The organism is Parabacteroides provencensis, assembly GCF_900232875.1.
Taxonomy (GTDB): Bacteria; Bacteroidota; Bacteroidia; order Bacteroidales; family Tannerellaceae; genus Parabacteroides; species Parabacteroides chinchillae.
This window is the reverse complement of record NZ_LT960488.1, coordinates 581,954-603,063: the sequence shown is the minus strand read 5'-3', so window position 1 is coordinate 603,063 and position 21,110 is coordinate 581,954. Positions and strand designations below refer to the sequence as shown.

Below are 21,110 nucleotides of genomic sequence, written 5' to 3'. Positions count from 1 at the left end.
ATGTAAAAGAAAAGGCTTTGTCGGCAGTCAATTATGACTCCGGCAAAGCCTTTTTATAAGATGATATCTGGTGGCTATTACTGTTTGTAATAGCCCAGATCTTCGCGGTCGAATTTGCTGATGTAAGAAACGATTTTGTCTACTTCTGCTTGTCCGTAGTTGATATAGACTTCGGCAGAGCGACGGAAGCTTTCGTCCTGGTTTGCATCCTGAAGCAACAGGTATCCGAATATACAATGGGCTGCAGCTTCTACCATCCGGCGAGCTTGGAAGTCGATATACTCGTTGTCTTTGGTATCGATAACCATTGCAACGATCTTTTCGTACTTTTCGGTCATGGCCTGCAGTTTATTCTTCAGGTCTCCTAATTCCGGCTTGTAGTTGATTGCTTCGTATTCGCGAATCTGAGCCAGATAAGTTCCGGTTGTCACGTGGCGGATAGCGGCAACTACCTGCAACTGGGTTGTTCCTTCGTAAATATTCGTAATACGCGCATCACGATATAAACGTTCGCAGGCATAATCTTTCATGAAACCCGAACCGCCGTGTATCTGGATTGCATCGTATGCGTTCTGATTGGCATATTCGGTAGTCATACCTTTTCCCATAGGTGTGAAAGCGTCTGCCAGCTTTGAATACTTTTTCTGTTCCTGACGTTCTTCGGGGGTAAGCTTGCGTTCTTTCGAGATGTCATCCAATGCTTTGTAAACATCTACAAAACGGGCTGTTTCGTAAAGCATAGCACGTGAAGCATCTGCCTTGGCACGCATCAATGCAACCATTTCGTATACGGCTGGAAATTCGATAATAGCTTTGCCGAACTGTTTGCGTTCGGTTGCGTATGCATAGCCTTCGCGGTAAGCCGCTTCACTTAGTCCTACAGCCTGAGCCATAATACCTAAACGGGCACCGTTCATAAGGGCCATTACATATTTGATAAGGCCTAACTTGCGATCTCCACAAAGTTCTGCTTTAGCGTTCTTGAATACCAACTCACAGGTAGGCGAACCTTTAATACCCATTTTGTTCTCAATACGGCGAACGTTTACACCGCCATTGCGCTTGTCATAAATAAACATTGACAAACCGCGGCCGTCTTTTGTCCCTTCTTCCGAGCGGGCAAGAACCAGGTGAATATCTGCATCACCGTTTGTGATGAAACGTTTTACACCGTTCAGGTACCAGTAACCATCTTTCTCGTTGTAAGTGGCCTTCAACATTACGGATTGAAGGTCTGAACCTGCATCCGGTTCGGTTAAGTCCATAGACATTGTCTCGCCGGCACATACGCGTGGGATGAAACGCTGGCGCTGATCTTCGTTACCGAACTCATATAATGTTTCGGCACAGTCCTGCAATCCCCACAGGTTTTCAAAGCCTGCATCGGCGCGTGAGACCAGGTCGGCTGCCATAATGTAAGGAACGATCGGGAAGTTCAACCCGTTATAACGACGTGGCATTGCAATACCCATCAGTCCTGCTTTGCGGACAGCGTTCAGGTTTTCTTGTGTACCTTTTGCATACGTAACCCGTCCGTCTGCAACACTGGGGCCTTCATGGTCTACTGCTTCAGCATTGGGTGCAATGATCTCACCGCATATTTCGCCTACGATTTCCAGTACTTTTTCGTAGCTGTCCATTGCATCTTCAAAATCCTGTGGAGCATAATCGAATTGATCTTTGTCGGCATAACCGCGTTCCTTCAGTTCAACGATGCGCTTCATCAACGGATGATGAAGATGATGCTTCATGCTTGGATTATCTAAATAAAAATTAGCCATAATTTACTTCGTGTTTTGCTTGTAATACTTAATCATCTTCGGAAGCACTTCTTCTACAGTACCGTTGATAACGTAATCTGCGATTGTGTTGATAGGAGCGTTTTCGTCGTTGTTGATAGAGATGATGATACCTGCATCCTGCATACCTGCAATGTGCTGGATCTGTCCGGAAATACCGCATGCTATATATAGCTTGGGACGAACCGTAAGACCGGTTTGCCCGATCTGGCGGTCATGGTCGCAAAAGCCTGCATCTACAGCGGCACGGCTTGCGCCTACTTCTGCATGAAGTTCTTTTGCCAGGTCAAACAGCAGGTCGAAGTTTTCTTTTGAACCAACGCCATAACCTCCGGCTACAACAATGGGAGCGCCTTTCAGGTTATGCTTGGCTTTTTCTACATGACGGTCTATTACTTTTACTACGTAGTCAGTTTCCTGTACATATTTGGCAACGTCATGCTTTTCTACTTTACCTTTATAATGTGCATCTAGAATTTCTTTCTTCATTACACCTTCGCGGACAGTAGCCATTTGTGGGCGATGTTCCGGGTTGATAATCGTAGCAACTATATTGCCACCGAAAGCCGGACGTATCTGGTATAACAGGTTCTCGTATGTAATACCTGCCTTTTTATCTTCGTGGTTACCTATTTCCAGTGAAGTACAGTCGGCTGTCAGACCGCTTGTTAAGGCTGAAGAAACGCGGGGTCCCAGGTCGCGGCCGATAACGGTTGCTCCCATCAGGCAAATCTGAGGTTTTTCTTCTTTGAAGAGGTTTATCAGTATGGAAGAGTGGGGAAGTGATGTGTAGGGGAACAATCCCGGTGCATCAAATACGTGCAGTTTATCTACGCCGTAAGGCAATACTTGTTTTTCCACACCGTCCAGTCCTTTTCCAGCAACGATAGCTTCGAGCTGGCAGTTTAATTGGTTTGCTAACTTCCGGCCTTTGGTCAGAAGTTCGAGGCTTACGTCGGCAACTGTGGTGCCTTCAAGCTCGCAATATACAAATACATTGTTCATAATCTTATCCAATCGTGTGGTTAGCCAACAGTTCAACAATCATATCTTCAATATCTCTGTCCGAGCTGCTCAGCGTTTTGCTTTCCTTTGCCTGGAATACGATGTTTTCAATCGTTTTCACTTTCGTAGGGGAGCCTGACAGGCCGCATTGTGCAACGTCGCCTTCCACGTCGGCAACACTCCATTCTGTGATGTTCAGATATGGATATTTTTCGTAGAGGTCGGCATACGGGATGTATTCTGTTGCCAGGTTGATGGCTGCTTTTTCCTGTGCGCCTAATGCACGTTTATATTTTTGTACCAGTTTTGCATTGCGCGGACGGCAAGGTGCTGCCGATCCGTTAACTGTGATTACGATAGGCAGTGGGCCTTCTGCAGTTTCCACGCCTCCGTCTATATGACGTTTTACAGTGATACGGCGTGCTTTTTCGTCAACGTTCAGAATTTCTTCAGCGTATGTAATTTGTGTCACTCCTAACTTTTCGGCCACTTGCGGACCTACTTGTGCCGTATCTCCGTCGATAGCCTGGCGGCCGCCGATGATGATATCATAATCTTTGATTTTCTTTATAGCCGTAGCCAATGCATACGAAGTAGCCAATGTGTCTGCTCCGGCAAAGGCGCGGTCGGTTAACAAATAGCCGCCGTCTGCTCCGCGGTACAAACCTTCGCGGATTACTTCTGCAGCTCGTCCCGGGCCCATGGTTAACAGCGTCACTGTAGTTCCGGGGTGAGCATCTTTCAGGCGCAATGCCTGTTCCAATGCATTCAGGTCTTCCGGGTTAAAGATAGCCGGAAGGGCAGCGCGGTTTACTGTTCCGTCAGCCTTCATAGCATCCTTCCCCACGTTGCGTGTGTCCGGAACCTGTTTCGCCAATACAATAATTTTTAAACTCATATTTGTTGAAATATTAGATTTTCCAAGAGGAAATATATTATTCTTTCTTTTATAAGTCGCTGAATAGCGGCTTGCAAAATTAATCAAACATTCTTTAACTCAAAGTATTTTCCCCTGAAAAGTGCACACTTAAGGGCGTTTTGAGCATGATGTTTGCCTGTTTTGGAATGTTCGTATTATTTTATTGAAATGATTTAATTTGTTTGATTCGGAATTTGGCGTAACACTTCATACTGATAACTGAAAAAAATCATCCCGATGTTTTTTTGAAATTATCGGGATGATTTTTTCAAATGTTCCCGATGACTTTAGGAACAGATATCTTTAAAAAATTCTTCCAGTACCGCTACCGGTTTTGAGGCCTGGATGTTTGAGGAAAATAATATTAAGATTTTCTTTTTGCTGTTTCTGTCTATACAGGTCTTGTTTAAGGGCTTTAACCGAATTAAAATGGGATTTGAACAAAACTATTATAAAGAAAATCCTAAACTTTTATATAGTTGCTTTTTTCGCATCTAACCGCTTCACTACTTGTCCGTATACGATCAATGCAATGGCTGATACCAGAGCAATGGCTCCGAAGTAGTACCAGATGTAATGTGCATGTGCACTGGCGGCTTGCCATTCGGCATGTGTGCTGAAAAGGGCTGGCTCAGGGCAATATTTGCTCAACAGGAAGCCTGACAGACCGAATCCGAAAATGGACGACAGGAACGAATGCAGGTGGCTGAATCCGAGATAAAGCCCTTCTTCCCCTTTAGGAGCTTGCAGGGAGAAATACTCCAGAAAGCGGGGTGAGATAAACGTTTCGGCCAATCCCTGAAATACAATTCCTATTACCATCATAAAGGCTACCGGGTGCATGCCCAGGATGGTGGTGTTTCCTTCCAGCATATTTCCGTATGCCATGCACAAGGCAGATACAGGCATGATGAACATGCCGACGGTCATGGAAGTGAGTGCCGTTTTCTTTCGCATCATTTGCGTCACGAGGTTTACGGTGAGGACTACCACAAGTGGATTCACATTGGCGTACCAGGATGGCGATGCTCCTTCGCCTGCCAGACGGAGGACGTACTTCGGCATTGTGGCATATAGCTGGTGTTGTACCATCCAGAAACCTGTAATGATGAGGATCAGTATCAGGAGCCGGCCGTTGCTGCATACTTTTATCAGGGCGTTCCATATTTGACGGAACGTTTTTCCTTCGCCGGAGTGCTGGCTGCTTTTGTAGAAGAACCAGATGGCGAGCAGGGCAAGAAATGTCATGCTTGCCGAAAAGTAGTTTAGTGTGATAAGGCCTTCGTTACCTAGTGCTTCACGTAAGGGCTTTACGATGGTTTTGCCTGAAAAGGCGCCAATATTCACCATTGCATAGAAGATGGAGAAACCTTTGGCGCGGGTTTCGGTGGTGGTCTCCTTCGCTACAGTTCCGGAGATAACGCTTTTGATGAAAGCGCCTCCGCATACGATCAGTGCCATGATGGGGATGATTCCGTAGCTGAAGTTACTTTCCAGCAATCCTGTAAAGGTAGTGGTGGTTCCGTATTCTACCAGACCGGCGGATTGAAGCCAGGTGGGATAGAGAGCCAGTCCCAGATAGCCGCAAGTGAGGAGGGTGAAGGCTAGCAGCATGGAGTTGCGGAAGCCTATCTTGTCGGCAAGTGCTCCGGCAAAGGTGGGGAGCAGGTAAAGGCAGGCTGAGAATATGCCGGCGATACCGGCCGCCTGAATGTCGTTGAACCCGAGGATACGGCTCAGGTAAAGGGTTATTACAATAAAAACGCCGTAGTAGGCGGCGCGTTCAAACAGTTCTACGGTATTGGCTACCCAGAATGCTTTGCTGAATTTGATTTTCTCTTTCTTTGTTGTTGTATTCATGTGATAATTGTTATTTGTTTCTTACAGGATGGTGCGGATGAGAAAATAAGAGCTACGCGAAACCTGTATTTATTTATAAGTATTAAAGAACGCAGACAGTGCAGACGGGAGCGTATTTATTTGTTTTTAATAAAATCTGCGTCCCTTTGTGTTGTCTGCGTTCTTTTTTTTCATCTATTTCTTTGTGTAGTTCTGATGGATGGCCTTGTCGAGCGCTTTCCAGTGTTCGTCCGTCATGCTGTTGGGCGTAAAGAGGGCGATTCCTGCAGCACCGTTTTCCATCGAGCCGCGTACGGCTTCTTCTATTTCGGAGGGCAGCAGGCCGTGTCCTTCGGGGTCTTTGATGTTGGCTTTGTTTTGCCAGTCATGGCAGATAAACAGGCCACTGTATACCGGGAATTTACCGCCAACCGTTTCTACTTCTTCCTTTACGATGGGAGCGAGCCAGGAAGCGGGTTCCAGATAAAAATCATTATAGTTCATCGGGAATACGGCATCCAGATTCCATTTGTCCCACTCCTGGCGAACCATCCATTTGGCATGTGAGTCCGGGCCGGGGAATACGGCTGCACTCAGTTTCTTGCCTTTGGCATGAACGGCGTCGGATATTTTGTTTACCAGGTTGGTGATTACGTCGCAACGGAACTGTGCCCATTCCGGACATTTCGACGGATCTTTTACAGTCAGGATATCGATGCCGGTGGCTGCTTTGAAATCGGCTACGCATTTAGGGCAGTAGCAGTAGTCGGCCGTAGGATACTCTTCGTTCATTACCAGTCCGTATTTATCCCACAAGCCTTTGGCCAGGATCACGTCTACATAGCGGATATAGTCGAGGTGTATATAATCTACTTCCGGAATGTCGGCCACGTTGCTGTATTCCTGAACAATGTAATTAATCACACTGTCATTGTTCGGACACATGAATTTGTAATAAGGAACATAGGCCTGTACGTTGTAAGCCGATTCCCCTTTGCGGTTTATGGCATACCATGACGAATCGGCGTTGCCATTCAGCATAGTGGGGATCCATGCGTGATACTCCATGCCGTTAGCTTTTGCTATTTTGGCGGCGCGTTGTATTTTCTCAAGGTTATAGCCTATGTTGTAGCACATGCCGTCTACTCCGTGGGCGTGCCACTTGCTAAAGTCTTCCTGAATGGTTTGTTCGGTTGCGTCTTGTCCTTCGCCTTGCCAGGCGTAGACTTTTACCGTTTTCTCCGGTGCTTTGCTGCAGGCTGTCATGGCAACGGCTGCAAGAGCGAAAAGAAGTGTTTTCATTTAGAGTGATGTTTTAGTGAATAATATTCGGAATAAATAAAAAGGGCGCAGATTATGCAGATGTTTGTTCCGCTTAATCTGCGCCCCGGAAATATGTAATATCAAATTAGATTTCGCAAGAGCAGATCGTCGGAATCAGGTTGCGGTCGCCGTAAGCATTATCCACGCGGGCAACGTTGATCCAGAATTTGCCATCATGCAGCCATTCCAGAGGGAATGCAGCTTTGCTACGTGGGTATTCGTGCTTCCATTCGTCGGCAGCTACTTCGTATTCGGGATGCGGTGCATTCTTTAGTACGTTGTCTTCTTTTGAGGCTTTCCCTTCTTCTACTTCCTTGATCTCTTCCCAAATACATTCCATAACTTCGGCAAAACGATCCAGTTCGGCTTTGCTTTCGCTTTCGGTCGGTTCTATCATCAATGTGCCGTGTACGGGGAATGAGAGAGTGGGTGCGTGGTAGCCAAAGTCCATCAAACGTTTGGCTATGTCGCCTTCGTCGATACCTGAGCGCTCTTTCACTGTGCGGCATTCCAGAATCAGCTCGTGGCCTACGCGTCCGGTGGCCCCGGTGTAAACAATGCCGTAGGTGTCTTTGAATTTTGAAGCCAGATAATTGGCATTCAGGATGGCCGTTTTCGTAACTGTTGTCAAACCTTCTGTCCCCAACATGCGGATGTAGCCGTATGTGATCGGCAGGATTCCTGCACTACCATATGGAGCGGCAGAAACAGTGTTCAGATCGCTTCCCCAAAGGACAGGGTGCTGAGGTAAGAACGGTATCAGATGTTCTGCAACGCATATCGGACCGACGCCCGGACCACCCCCGCCATGAGGAGATGAGAATGTTTTGTGAAGGTTCAGGTGGCAAACGTCTGCGCCGATAGTTCCCGGATTTGTCAAACCTACCTGCGCGTTCATATTTGCACCATCCATATATAGCTGTCCGCCACAAGCATGTACAATGTCGCACATCTCTTTGATATCTGTTTCAAAAATACCGTGGGTAGACGGATAAGTGATCATGCTGGCAGCCAGATTGTCTTTATTTTCTTCTGCTTTGGCACGAAAATCTTCCAGATCGATGTTTCCGTTCTCATCACATTTTACTGTTACGGTTGAGAATCCGCATTGAACAGCGCTGGCCGGATTGGTTCCGTGTGCCGATGCCGGCAAAAGTACGATGTTACGATGTCCTTGCCCAATACTTTCCAGATAAGCACGGATTACGCGCAAACCGGTATATTCTCCGGCTGCTCCTGAGTTGGGTTGCAAAGTTACTCCTTTAAGTCCTGTTATTTCTGCCAGATAAGAGCTCAGGTTTTCTATCAGTTCTTTGTAACCTTCAACCTGTTCTCCCGGAGCATAAGGGTGAATATTCATAAATTCGGCACGGCTTAGCGGCAGCATGGTTGATGCCGGATTCAGCTTCATCGTACACGAACCTAGTGAAATCATTGAATGTGCCAATGATACATCCTTACGTCCCAGACGGGTGATATAACGCATCAGTTCCGTTTCTGTATGGTACTTCTTGAATACATCCTGTTGCAGGAATTCGGAAGTACGTGCGAACTTATCGTCAAAGTAGCGTTTTGCAGGAACAGATTCATTCAACATATAGTCTTTGCCTGCTGCGCCAGAGAAGATATACAACAGAACGCCTATATCGGTAGGCTGGGTTGTTTCGTCAACACTGATACCAACTTGTCCGCCTTCGAAGTAACGCAGGTTTACTTTGCATTCCAATGCAATTTCGCGAAGAACATTGATTGAAACGTTGGCAGGAAGTTCGATCATCAATGTATCGAAATAATTCTTGTTTAATTGCTTATATCCCAGTTTTTCCAACTCTCCGGCAAGGAATCCTGCAGAAGAATGGATGCGTCCTGCTATGTCTTTCAGGCCTTCGGCTCCATGGTAAACGGCATAGAATCCGGCCATTGTTGCAAGTAAAGCCTGAGCGGTGCAAATATTGGAGGTTGCTTTTTCGCGTTTGATATGTTGTTCGCGGGTCTGCAAAGCCAAGCGGTAGGCAGGGTGTCCGTATGCATCTTTGGAGATACCGATGATACGTCCGGGGATAGTACGTTTGTACTCCTCTTTCGTAGCAAAATAAGCTGCCGACGGACCTCCGTAAAACATAGGGATACCGAAGCGTTGGGTAGTACCGAATACTGCATCAGCACCCCATTCTCCCGGAGGAGTGAGTAATACAAGACTCATCAGGTCGGCAGCAACGCCAACTTTGGTATCGTTAGCATTGGCACGGGCAACAAATTCTTTGTAGTCTTCTATAGAGCCGTTTGCATTCGGGTATTGTACAATGGCACCGAACACGTCGGGAGTTAGTTCGAATTTCTTATAATCACCTACGACAACTTTGATGCCTTGTGGTATCATGCGTGTATGGATCACTGCCAGAGTGGACGCAAATACACACTCGTCAACAAACACTGTGTTGGCTTCCGCTTTTACTTGTGCGCGGCTGCGGGCGCCATGGAACATGGTTACGGCTTCGGCTGCTGCCGTAGCTTCGTCAAGCAATGAACAGTTGGTCAGAGGTAAACCTGTTAATTCGCTGACAACTGTCTGGAAATTTATTAGAGCTTCCAGTCGTCCCTGAGAGACTTCTGCTTGATAAGGAGTATAAGATGTATACCAAACCGGATTCTCGAATACATTACGTTGGATAGGAGCGGGACAAATAGTATCGTACCATCCCATTCCGATATAAGATGTGAATATTTCGTTCTTGGATGCCAATTCGGCAATATGCTCGGCATATTCCCGTTCGGTCATTGATTCGGGAAGGTTCAGGGGGGCTTTAAGACGGATGTTGGCCGGAATTGTCTGGTCGATCAATTCGTCAAGCGAGTTTACACCAATAGCCTGCAGCATAGATGGAACGTCTTCCGTAGAAATGCCTACATGGCGGTTTACAAATTTGTTCGTGTCCATAATATTTGATCTTATAAATAAGGATTATTTAATTTCTCGTTGATAATGGTTGTCTCCGTACCGTGACCCGGATAAACAACTGTTTCATCCGGCAATGTTAACAGCTTGTTTTTTATGGCTGCAATCAGTACATCCTGATTGCCGCCCCAGAGATCTGTCCGTCCTATACTTCCCGAAAACAAGGCATCGCCTGCAATAATAAAACCGTTTTTGGAGTTATAGAAACATACACTTCCCGGGGAGTGCCCGGGTACTGTAATTACCTGTAATTCGGATTTGCCGAATTTAATAATTTCTCCTCCTACCAGGTATTTTTCTACAGGAACATCTTGTATGCCGGCAGGTAAACCGAATTGTTTTGCTTGTTCTTCGGAAGAGGGCAGGCCTTCTACGTCTGCTTTATGGGCTTCTGGCTTGAGGCCGTATGTTTTATATACAAACATATTGCCGAATATATGGTCTAAGTGTAAATGTGTGCACAGGTAACGTTTAATTGTCAGTCCGTTTTGAGCAACAAAATCACTTATTTCTTTTTCTTCGTTTCGGCGTATGCATCCGCAATCAATGAGGACTGCTTCTTTTGTCTCATCATACAAAAGGTATGTGTTTTCTGAGAAGTAATTTACTTCAAATGCTTTTATTGAAATCATAGAGGGATATATACTACTTTTTTAGTTTCAAAAAATTCTTCTTTAAAATGAGCTTTCAGATCAATTGTAACTGCCTGATTGCGGAAAGGTAAAACCTCATGTTGCAGTTCGCCGCCTTTAAGGCAAATAAGTCCGTTAGGCAATGCATTCATTTGTTCTTTCCGTATGTTTTTACGTACAATCTTAGCAAGGTCAGCCAGCGGCATTACGGCACGGCTTACTACGAAATCGAAAAGCTGCTTTTCTTCCTCTCCCCGGCAATGACGAAAGGTTACGTTTGTAAGCCCGATGCTTTCGGCAACAGCTTGTCCTACTTTTATTTTTTTACCGATACTGTCCACCAGGTGGAATTGTACTTCCGGGAAAAAAATTGCTAACGGAATCCCGGGAAAACCTCCGCCGGTGCCTAGGTCCATCACCGACGAACCATTCTTGAAATGGAGCATCCTGGTAATTCCCAGCGAATGCAGTACGTGGTGGAGATATAAATTGTCAATATCTTTCCTTGATATGACATTTATTTTAGAATTCCAGTCTGTGTATAAATCAAAAAGAGCCACAATTTGTTCTTTTTGCTTTATGGTTAGTGACGGGAAATAAGTACTGATAGCTGATAATTGATAACTGATAATTGATAATTTGTCATCCGGTTGATTTTGCTCCATCTCCATTTTGTTTGTAAGTTTTTGACTATTAATCTTCAATTAATCCGGCAATAGGACTTTCCTTCTTGAGTAGATGTTTTATTTCGTCAAAAGGAAGGTGTACATTGATTGTTCCTACAACATAAGCGGCGATTTCATATTCATTGAATGTGTAAGTAATGCCGGTCGAGTCGATCAGGAAATTACCGTTGGGGAAGATTTCTTCGATACTGAAAAATCCTGCATTTTCTAATTCCTTGGGGTTTTCGGCATTGTTCTGTTTGGTAATTTTGTCTACAATGATTTGGCTTAAATTGTCCTGGAAATTTTCAACAAATATATCTTCTTCTGTGACGGGTTCGCCTGTCTTCAGGTTTAACACATGATTCATGTGCGAATGTGATCCATGAGCGCCGCCCGTATAGCTTTCCATGTTAACGGTGTAGCTTATTATGTCGTTTTCGTTATAAACAATATCATTGGATGCCATTTCGTAATAAGAGAACCAGGAAGCGACAGGTTGGTTTTTGTCTTTTTCCAGCTCTTGTTTAAAATCAGTTTCCAGGTCTTTGTATGCACTTAAGTAATCTTGCGTATAACGTTCGATTGCTTCTTGCGGGGTTGCATTTTCATACGTGTCACCGAAACACGAAAGAACAAATTGCTTTTGTATTTTTTGAAGTATTTCTTTGTTTGAATATTTTACGGGGAAAGTAAAACTGATTTGCAGGTTGCAATTCGGGTTATCAGGATTTTTCAGTAAATGATAGGTTCTGTCTACACTGATGGAATCGAACTGGATATTGTTTTCTGCAGTTTTTTTAGTTCCGGGCTTACAGCCGGTTATCATAAAACTCAGGAAAAAAAGTACACACAGGCCATTAATATATGATTGCGCTTTCATAGGATAACAGATTTAATATTGCGATGCAAATGTACGTCATTTATTTTATAGTTTGCCGAAACAAATGTATTTTTACCCCGTTTTTAATAATCAATTTAATTCTCAAAGAGACCATGAAGAAGACATTAGTGTTTATGTCCGTTGTTTTGTCTGCCTGCTCCATTACTGACAGTACTACGGTGGAAGTTATGGACAGATTGGCGACAACTACTCAGAACGAGTTCTATGTGAGTAACAAAGCTCCTTTACAACCTCAACAGTTTATTAAATTACCGGTAGGCAGTATTGAACCGGAAGGATGGCTCCTGAAACAGCTCGAATTACAAAAAGATGGCTTGAACGGACATTTGGGGGAAATCAGTGCCTGGCTGCAAAAAGGCGATAATGCCTGGTTGACAAACGGAGGGCAGTGGGGATGGGAGGAAGTTCCCTACTGGTTGCGTGGTTACAGCAATCTTTCTTATATTATGAAGGATGAAGCAATGCTGAAAGAAACAAAGTTTTGGATTGAAGGTATACTGAAAAGCCAGCGGGCAGACGGTAATTTTGGTCCGGTTCATCAGAATGATGGCAAACAGGATTTTTGGCCGAATATGATCGTTCTGTGGATTGTGCAATCATATTATGAATATTCCGGTGATCAACGGATTATTGATTTTATGTCCAACTATTGTAATTATTTGCTGACTGTTCCGGACGAAGATTTTCTGTATAGTTACTGGGAGAACAGCCGTGGCGGGGATAATCTGTGGAGTGTAGTATGGCTTTATAACCGTACCGGAGACAAAAAACTGTTGGCTCTGGCAGAAAAGTTACATAAAAATACAGCCGACTGGACTAAATCCACCGAGTTGCCCAACTGGCATAATGTGAACATTGCCCAGTGTTTCCGCGAACCAGCAACTTACTTCTTGTTTAATAAAGATTCGGCTATGTTGGAGGCTAGTTATAATGTGCAGAGTTTGATACGCCGGGCTTTCGGCCAGGTGCCGGGGGGTATGTTCGGAGCAGACGAGAATGCGCGGACAGGTTTCTTTGACCCTAGACAAGGAACGGAGACTTGCGGTTTTGTAGAACAGATGGCTTCAGATGAAATTATGCTTCTGATTACCGGCGATCCGTATTGGGCTGAAAACTGTGAAGATGTTGCATTCAACAGTTATCCTGCTTCTATGATGCCCGATTATAAATCATTGCGCTATATAACCTGCCCTAATCATGTGATAAGTGATTCCAAAAACCATCATCCGGGTATTGATAACCGTGGCCCGTTCCTGGCTATGAATCCGTTCAGTAGCCGTTGTTGCCAACATAATCACGGTTTTGGCTGGCCTTATTATACAGAGCATTTGGTTCTGGCTACTCCTGATAATGGTATTGCTGCCGTACTTTATAATGCATGCCGTGCCAAAATAAAAGTGGGTGACGGAACGGAAATTACCCTGCATGAACAAACTAATTATCCGTTTGAGGAAACCGTCCGTTTCTCAATAGAAACACCGGAGGCGGTAACATTTCCTCTTTATTTGCGTATTCCGTCCTGGTGTAAAAATGCTTCCGTTTTGGTGAATGGTAAACCTGTAAATGCCGGCTTGAGTGCAGGAAAGTATATCCGGATCAATCGTGAATGGAATGCAAACGATGAAGTAATACTGAATATCCCGATGGATTACTCCGTACGTAACTGGCAGGTTAATAAAAATAGTGTCAGTGTGAATTACGGCCCGCTTACATTGTCATTGAAGATAGACGAAGATTATAAAAAACTGGATAGCCGTGCTACGGCAATAGGCGACTCCAGATGGCAGGAAGGGGCAGATGCAGAGGCTTGGCCTACTTATGAGATTTATCCGGGAAGTAACTGGAATTATGCGCTCTTAACGAACTCGCCGATCACGTTGCTACGTAAAGATTGGCCGGAAGACGGTAATCCGTTTACTTTTGATAAAGTACCTATGGAATTTAAAGCTAAAGGACGTCTTGTACCCGGATGGAAGGTAGACGAATATGGCCTTTGTGGTGTTTTGCCTTATGAAAATGCGAAAAAGTCTGATACGGTTGACGATATAACCCTTATCCCTATGGGAGCGGCACGCCTTAGAATAACTTCATTTCCTACGTCGGAAAAGTAATCTTGGTATCTGCTACGATAACTTTGAATTTAACGAGTTAATATTAGGTTGAAAATTGAGAAATCCGGTCTGTAAAGCCTCTGTAGGCCTACGAAGGTATCACCGGAGCTCCGGCGAAGGTTTTGTAGGGGTACGAAATGGTTGCCGGGGCGTCTGTAATGGTTTTGTAGGCCTACAAAATGGCCGCAGCTACTCCGGTAATGGTTTTGTAGGGGTACGGAGCTTTCGCCGGAGCTCCGGTAATACTTTTGTAGGTATACGCATCCTTTCCTGCCTGAGTTTCAGATTTTATTACCTGGATTTTATAAATTCCGACGGCGATTTGCCGTATTGTTTCTGGAAACAGGTTGAGAAGTAAGCAGGTGAGGAAAAGCCTACCTGAAAGGCTATTTCGTTCATCCGGGTTTCTCCGTTTTGCATCAGTAGGACTGCTTTTTTCAGACGTGAAATCTTTATAAAGTCTACCGGCGACATTCCGGAAAGCCCTTTTACCTTTCGGTATAAACTGGAGGTACTCATACCCATTTCGGCAGCCAGCATTTCCACATTCAAGGCTTCATCAGTGATGTGTTCATCCAGGTAAGCGTTGAATTTGCTTAAGAAAATATCGTCTACGGGTGATACGGCCAATGATGAGGCCGGCGCCAGAGGCTTTTCCAGGTACGTTTTATTTAGTATTTCCCGGCTTTTTAATAGGTTTTGTATCTGTGCAATCAGTAATTCGATGGAGAATGGTTTCTCCATATAAGCGTCTGCACCTTTGTTTAAACCTTCCAGACGGGATTGGAGGTTATGTTGTGCTGTTAAAAGTATAAACGGGATATGGCTGTAGTCTACGTCGTTTTTTACCGTATTACATAGTTCAAAGCCATCCATTACCGGCATCATGACATCGCTTATGATCAGGTTTACATTATTTTCTTTCAGTTGGCCGAGTGCGGATTTCCCATTATCAGCTTCCAGTACCTGATAGTTGGTAGAAAGTTCTTGTGCAATAAACTTACGCATATCGGCTTGGTCTTCCACGATCAGGACAACAGGTTTGCCGGCTTGCGGAATGGAAATCGTTTCACTTGGATAGGTTTCAGGGGTTTCGTCGGCCACCATTGTGTAGCCGTCTGCTTGTTCCGTGGGTAGTGTGAGGCAGAACAAGTTCAGGCCATCGGTTGTGTGCCTGTAAGTCAAATTGCCGCTGTGAAATTCGGCCAGCGAGCGTGCCAAAGACAAACCTATACCGCTTCCTTGTTTGTTTTCTGTTTCTTTCAGACGATAGAAAGGTGTAAAGATATTTTCTTTTTCTTCTTCAGGAATAAGGAAGCCATCGTTGGTGACAGAGACGGTAAAAGTTTTCTTTTCGTTATCAGTTGTCAGGGTCAGGCAAACCGTTTTATCGGAGTATTTGATGGCATTCGCAATCAGATTACTGATGATTTTAGAGAAAGCTTCGCGGTCGATATAAGCAGCGATATATTCCTCAGGAATATGGGTGGTGAACTTTTTTTCCTCCTTCTCAAGTATGGGCATGAAAGGTTGCAAAATGTTTTCAATCCAAAGTTTTACATCCGTTTTCACGTAATTGAGACGGAAACCTTTACTTTCGGTTTTCCGGAAATCAAGCAATTGGTTGCTGAGATTAAGTAAGCGCTGGGTATTCTTTTCGATGATTTCGAGGTTTGCTTTGGTAGAGGCGTTTCCGTCGTTGGATTTTAATATCTTTTCCAGCGGTGCTTTTATAAGAGTCAGCGGGGTACGTATTTCATGTGTGATAAAGGTGAAAAATTGTATTTTGGCATTGTAAAGTTCTTTTTCTTTTTTGCTTTCGAATATTTCTTGGTTGATGCGGTGTTTTTCTATCAACTTCGCTTTTTTATAATAATAAAAGATAGCTATACAGGCAATTATTAAAATAAAATATAACAGCATAGCCCAGCCGGTTGCCCAGAAAGGAGGGGTTATGATTATTTGCAGTGTCTGTTCGTTTTCTTGCCACACACTGCCGCTGTTGGTCGATTTTACTTTGAACAGATAGCTGCCGGGAGAAAGATTTGCAAAAGTAACCTCTTTGTTTTGATTCATATATATCCAGTCTTTGTCTACACCTTCCAGTTTATAGGCATATTCGATTGCTTCCGGAGAAGTAAAGCTCAAAGCTATATATGAAACCGTAAATGTAGATATGTTGTATGGCAGTTTTAATTGGTAAGTGCTTTCAATCGGAGACATTTTAGCCTTGTATTTCCGCTTTTGATCACCTGGAATGTTGATATTCGTAATGTAAATGGGAGGGGTATAAGTATCTGCCCTGAAATGCTTCGGGTTGAAGGCCAGCATACCGTCAATTGTTCCCATATAGATTGTTCCGTCCGGAGCTTTGAAAGAGGAGCTGAAATTAAACTGCATTTCCTGTAAACCGTCCGTATAGGTATAAGTACGCATTACAAATGTTTCGGGGTCAAATTTTACTAACCCGTTGGCCGTTGAAATCCAGAAGAAATGTTCGTCGTCTTCAACTATGCGATAGATAATGTTGCTGGGCAGACCGTTTTCGGAAGTGATCCGGTTGAACGAATCGGTTTGGTCGTCATAGCGTGAGAAACCGTTGCTTGTGGTTATCCATATCCTGCCTCTGCTGTCTTCATAAACTGAGTTTCCGTTATTGCTGCCTAATCCCTGGGATTTGGATAAATCGGATGTATAACGAACAACCTTGTCTTCTTTGGGAAGATATCGGTATACGCCGTCGTTTGTAATGATCCAGATCGTCCTTTTTTTATCTTCATATATCTGGCGGACTAATGATCTGATATTTTTCCACGGCTGGAAACTGTCTGTCGATTTATTGTAGAAAACCGTACCGGAAGAAGTTCCTATGAGCATGTTCCCGTTGTCCAGTTTATGGAAACAAAGGACAAAATCGCTTATTAACCCTTTTTGTGTATTTGAACGGGTGTAACGTTTTATTATTTTGCCCGACGGAATGTCCAGTACGTCTATTCCGTTATTGAACGTACCAACCCATAGTTTATTCTCATCTGCCAGCAGACCGTGAATGTTTGTTGCCGATAAAGGGTGATTGGGGTTGTTTAGGGAAAAATTAACCATCTCGTTGGTTTGCAGATCATAGCGATTGATACCGTTATCTTCTGTGCCTACCCATAAATGGCCGTATTTGTCAGGGCATATTTCGCGAACAGCATTTCCCAGCATACCCGGATGTGTTTTCCCTCCGATGAAATACCGGAACCCTGTGTATTCTTTAGGAAGGTAATTTATTCCTCCGAAGAATGTGCCTACCCACATGCCTCCTTCATTGTCTTTTGTTAATGCATAAACAGCGTTATCGGCAATTGTGTATTCGTTAGTAAGCGATTTCTGCAGATGTTGTATTTTTTTATCTATTATGTTATAAATGTATATCCCCGATTCGGATGCAATCCAGAAGGTGTTTTTATTGAATGCGGTAATGGCTCTGACTTGTATTTTGGGAATAATTGTTTCGATCTTTTGCGTTTGGTAATGAAATAGCATAAGTCCGGCTTTGTCTGTTCCTATTAAAATGCCGGTTTCAGGAATCTGGCAGATGACGGAAAGATGAATCTGCTGGTTCTTTTCTTCTTCTTCCAGAATCGGGGTCATATCAAAACTGTTGGTTTCGTTCCTGTATGAATATATGTTGCTGTCGTCACAAAAGATAGGATAGCCGTCTTCCGACAGAATCATATTGTTAGGGTGAAAATATTTTTCAGCGGGATAAACTTGTATGGATTTTTCGGTTGGAGAATATTTTACAATATAATTGTATTCCATGCACCACAAATTGCTTCGCTTGTCTTCCAGCACGGATTGAAAGTATTCGGTTTGGTTGTTCCTACCGGGGAAGGTCAGGGGATGAAATGAGTTTGTATGATAATCGTAGTAACAGGTACCCTGGTTTGTGCAGACCCATATTTTCCCGTCTGTTCCTTCGGATAAAGAAATAATATGATCGCCCGGAATGCTGGATTCTTCCCACGAATTATATCTGTAAATTTTAAATGTATATCCGTCAAAGCGGTTTAAGCCGTCGTCTGTTCCGAACCACATGAATCCTTTTTGGTCTTGCAAAGAGCAAAAAACAGAGTTGTGCGACAATCCGTGTTTGTTATTATAATGCTTGAAATAGAGTTCGCGGGCCGTACTGCTTTGGCAATACAGAATACAAATCATATTTATAACAACAAGGATGAAAGATTTCATAAATATTGGAAAATAAGTGCTTTTCAGGGGCAAATCTACTACAAATGAATGATGTTTGAAAGCTTTTGAATGATTTCTGAAAGCATTCATCTTGTTAAAACTGTTCTTTTGCTATCGGAAAAACAGAGATGAATTTAAGTTGTGTATTATATATATATCATGAAAAAGCATTTTTATTTGTTTTTATTTTTGGTTGGACTGTTGTTTAGCAGTTGTTCGGGCCCGGGAGTTTCTTTTCAACCTGAAAAGAAAAACGATCTGCGGGCTCCGGCATATCCACTGATTACAATAGACCCTTATACCAGTGCCTGGTCTTTTTCGGATCATTTGTATGATGATTGTGTACGTCACTGGACAGGGAAGAAGCATCCTTTAATAGGGGCAGTTCGTGTGGATGGCAAGGCTTATCGTTTTATGGGCAAAGAGGATATGGCTTTAAAGGCTATATTGCCTACAGCTGCCAGAGAAAAATGGGATGCTGCTTATACTGAAAGAGAACCTGCTTCTGGCTGGTTGTCGATGGATTTTAATGATGCATCATGGACAAAAGGAAAAGCAGCCTTCGGAACATCTGAAATGCCTAACCTCTCTACTTCCTGGATAAGCCCTGATATTTGGATTAGAAGAACTTTTGATTTACCGGAAGATGATTATAACGGACAGACAATCTTCCTTGAATATTCTCATGATGATGTTTTTGAACTTTATGTGAATGGGATAGAAGTTGTGAATACCGGAAATACATGGAAAAACAACGTGATAATAGAACTTCCGGCCGAAGTGAAAGCAACGCTGAAACCGGGAAAAAATATAATAACAGCACATTGTCATAATACAGTTGGCGGTGCTTACGTGGATTTCGGTTTATATAGGAAAGAAGATAGAGGCAGTAGTTTTGATTTAGTGGCCAGGCAAACGTCTGCCAACGTATTGCCTACTCAAACGTATTATACATTTGAATGTGGTCCTGTTCAACTGGATATGATCTTTACTTCTCCGTTATTATTGAACGATTTGGATCTGATGACTACTCCGGTCAATTATATCTCTTATCAAGTACAATCTTTAGACGGAAAGGAACATGACGTACAGTTATATGTTGAAGCAACGCCCCATTGGGCAGTAGACAATGAAGGACAGCCCGTTTCGTATGAAAGGGAGGAACGGGACGGTATCACTTATTTGAAAACCGGTACGATAGAACAACCCGTATTGGCAAAGAAAGGGGATGATGTGCGTATAGACTGGGGATATTTCTATATGGCTGCAAATGATGCTGAAAATACATCCCTTGCCATAGGCGATTATCATAAGATGAAGAGTGATTTTATTAAAGTTGGTGAATTATCGGCCAACACGTTCAATCCTGATATGGCTCCGGAATCTGAAGATATGAATGTTTTAGCTTTTAACCGGAATCTGGGACATGTTGTTTCTCCGGTCGGCGGATATGTTATGCTAGGATATGATGACGGGTATGCTATCCAGTATTTTAAGGATAATCGCATGGCATATTGGAAACATGACGGCCAGGTGAATATTTATAATGCTTTTGAAAAAGCAGGCAAAGACTATGCTTCTGTCATGAAACGTTGTGCCGGGTTTGATACCCGTATGATGAATGATGCAGAAAATGCCGGAGGGAAAAAATATGCCGATTTGTGTGCATTGGCTTACCGTCAGGCTATAGCAGCCCATAAACTGATACAGGATAAGGAAGGCAATCTGTTGTTTTTCTCTAAAGAAAACTTCAGCAATGGTTCTATAGGCACTGTGGATATTACTTATCCTTCTGCTCCTTTGTTCTTACTTTATAATCCTGAATTATTGAAAGGTATGATGAATCCGATTTTCTATTACAGCGAAAGCGGAAAATGGAACAAGCCTTTTGCAGCCCATGATGTTGGAACTTATCCGTTGGCTAACGGGCAAACTTACGGAGGGGATATGCCTGTTGAGGAAAGTGGCAATATGTTGATATTAACTACAGCTATTGCTGTACGTGAAGGAAATGCCGGCTATGCAAAAAAACATTGGGATGTGCTGACGGTTTGGGCTAACTATTTGATGAAAGAAGGCTTGGACCCCGAAAACCAATTATGCACTGACGACTTTGCAGGACACTTTGCCCATAATACTAACCTGTCGATCAAAGCTATCATTGGTATAGCCGGCTATGGTAAACTGGCTGAAATGCTGGGCGAAAAAGAGGTGGCCGATAAGTACACCAATGCAGCCAGGGAGATGGCGAAAAAATGGGTAAACATGGCGGACGATGGAGACCATTACCGTCTCACGTTTGATCAGCCCGGAACCTGGAGCCAAAAGTATAATTTGGTGTGGGATAAATTGCTGGGCTTGCATGTCTTTCCTGAAGAAATTGCAACAGAGGAAATGGCTTATTATCTGACAAAACAGAATAAATATGGCCTGCCTCTGGATATCCGTAAGACATATACCAAGTCCGACTGGATTCTTTGGACAGCTTGTCTTACCAATAACATGGATGATTTTAACAGCCTGGTTGATCCGGTATATAAATATGCGAATGAAACAACAACCCGTATGCCTTTGAGTGACTGGCATGAGACAACGGACGGTAATTCGGTTGGTTTCCGTGCCCGTTCGGTAGTGGGTGGTTATTTTATGAAGATGTTGGAGCAAGCAATGGCTAAAGATATTTCTTCAATGTAAAAATACCCAAGTGGAAAACGCCAAAAT

Annotated in this window: 12 protein-coding genes; 2 read left to right on the top strand and 10 right to left on the bottom strand. The window is 43.6% G+C overall.

All coding sequences use genetic code 11. The annotated features are described in order from the left end of the window. Positions 1 to 77 precede the first annotated feature (77 nt). From CTY47_RS02595 to CTY47_RS02555, 9 genes are all read right to left on the bottom strand, one after another. The gene (locus CTY47_RS02595) at positions 78 to 1,781 is read right to left on the bottom strand and encodes an acyl-CoA dehydrogenase family protein (protein WP_099463279.1); all 1,704 of its coding nucleotides are present in this window, start codon (positions 1,779 to 1,781) and stop codon (positions 78 to 80) included. A gap of 3 nt (positions 1,782 to 1,784) precedes the next feature. Next, entirely contained in the window at positions 1,785 to 2,804 is a 1,020-nt protein-coding gene (locus CTY47_RS02590) for an electron transfer flavoprotein subunit alpha/FixB family protein (protein WP_099463278.1), read from the bottom strand. Positions 2,805 to 2,808: 4 nt separating this feature from the next. Next, the gene (locus CTY47_RS02585) at positions 2,809 to 3,702 is read right to left on the bottom strand and encodes an electron transfer flavoprotein subunit beta/FixA family protein (protein ID WP_099464051.1); all 894 of its coding nucleotides are present in this window, start codon (positions 3,700 to 3,702) and stop codon (positions 2,809 to 2,811) included. A gap of 492 nt (positions 3,703 to 4,194) precedes the next feature. After that, positions 4,195 to 5,583, bottom strand: coding sequence for an MFS transporter (locus tag CTY47_RS02580; RefSeq protein ID WP_099463277.1), 1,389 nt, complete (start codon positions 5,581 to 5,583; stop codon positions 4,195 to 4,197). 174 nt (positions 5,584 to 5,757) lie between these two features. Further along, on the bottom strand, positions 5,758 to 6,864 hold the full coding sequence (locus CTY47_RS02575; RefSeq protein ID WP_099463276.1) for a glycoside hydrolase family 10 protein: 1,107 nt from the start codon (positions 6,862 to 6,864) through the stop codon (positions 5,758 to 5,760). A gap of 106 nt (positions 6,865 to 6,970) precedes the next feature. Next, complete coding sequence (gene gcvP, locus CTY47_RS02570; RefSeq protein WP_099463275.1) at positions 6,971 to 9,823, bottom strand: aminomethyl-transferring glycine dehydrogenase; 2,853 nt, start codon at positions 9,821 to 9,823, stop codon at positions 6,971 to 6,973. An 11-nt stretch (positions 9,824 to 9,834) separates the two neighbouring features. Then, a complete protein-coding gene (locus CTY47_RS02565) occupies positions 9,835 to 10,473 on the bottom strand; it encodes an MBL fold metallo-hydrolase (protein WP_099463274.1) in 639 nt (212 codons plus the stop codon). After that, the gene (gene rsmG / locus CTY47_RS02560) at positions 10,470 to 11,138 is read right to left on the bottom strand and encodes a 16S rRNA (guanine(527)-N(7))-methyltransferase RsmG (RefSeq protein ID WP_099464050.1); all 669 of its coding nucleotides are present in this window, start codon (positions 11,136 to 11,138) and stop codon (positions 10,470 to 10,472) included. Before rsmG ends, CTY47_RS02565 begins: the two co-directional genes overlap by 4 nt. 28 nt (positions 11,139 to 11,166) lie before the next feature. Next, positions 11,167 to 12,021 carry a DUF3298 and DUF4163 domain-containing protein gene (locus CTY47_RS02555; protein WP_099463273.1) on the bottom strand — a complete coding sequence of 285 codons (855 nt, stop codon included), beginning with the start codon at positions 12,019 to 12,021 and terminating at the stop codon, positions 11,167 to 11,169. Between the two features lie 113 nt (positions 12,022 to 12,134). Between CTY47_RS02555 and CTY47_RS02550 the strand changes: the two genes are divergently transcribed. Continuing rightward, positions 12,135 to 14,153, top strand: coding sequence for a beta-L-arabinofuranosidase domain-containing protein (locus CTY47_RS02550; RefSeq protein ID WP_099463272.1), 2,019 nt, complete (start codon positions 12,135 to 12,137; stop codon positions 14,151 to 14,153). Between the two features lie 291 nt (positions 14,154 to 14,444). Here the strand turns inward: CTY47_RS02550 and CTY47_RS02545 are convergent, their stop codons facing one another. Further along, positions 14,445 to 18,479 (bottom strand): hybrid sensor histidine kinase/response regulator transcription factor, encoded by a 4,035-nt coding sequence (locus tag CTY47_RS02545; protein WP_233202077.1) that lies wholly within the window; start codon positions 18,477 to 18,479, stop codon positions 14,445 to 14,447. A gap of 69 nt (positions 18,480 to 18,548) precedes the next feature. On the opposite strand from CTY47_RS02545, the gene CTY47_RS02540 reads away from it, so the two are divergent. Next, positions 18,549 to 21,083 (top strand): glutaminase domain-containing protein, encoded by a 2,535-nt coding sequence (locus tag CTY47_RS02540; RefSeq protein WP_099464048.1) that lies wholly within the window; start codon positions 18,549 to 18,551, stop codon positions 21,081 to 21,083. Positions 21,084 to 21,110: the final 27 nt, after the last annotated feature.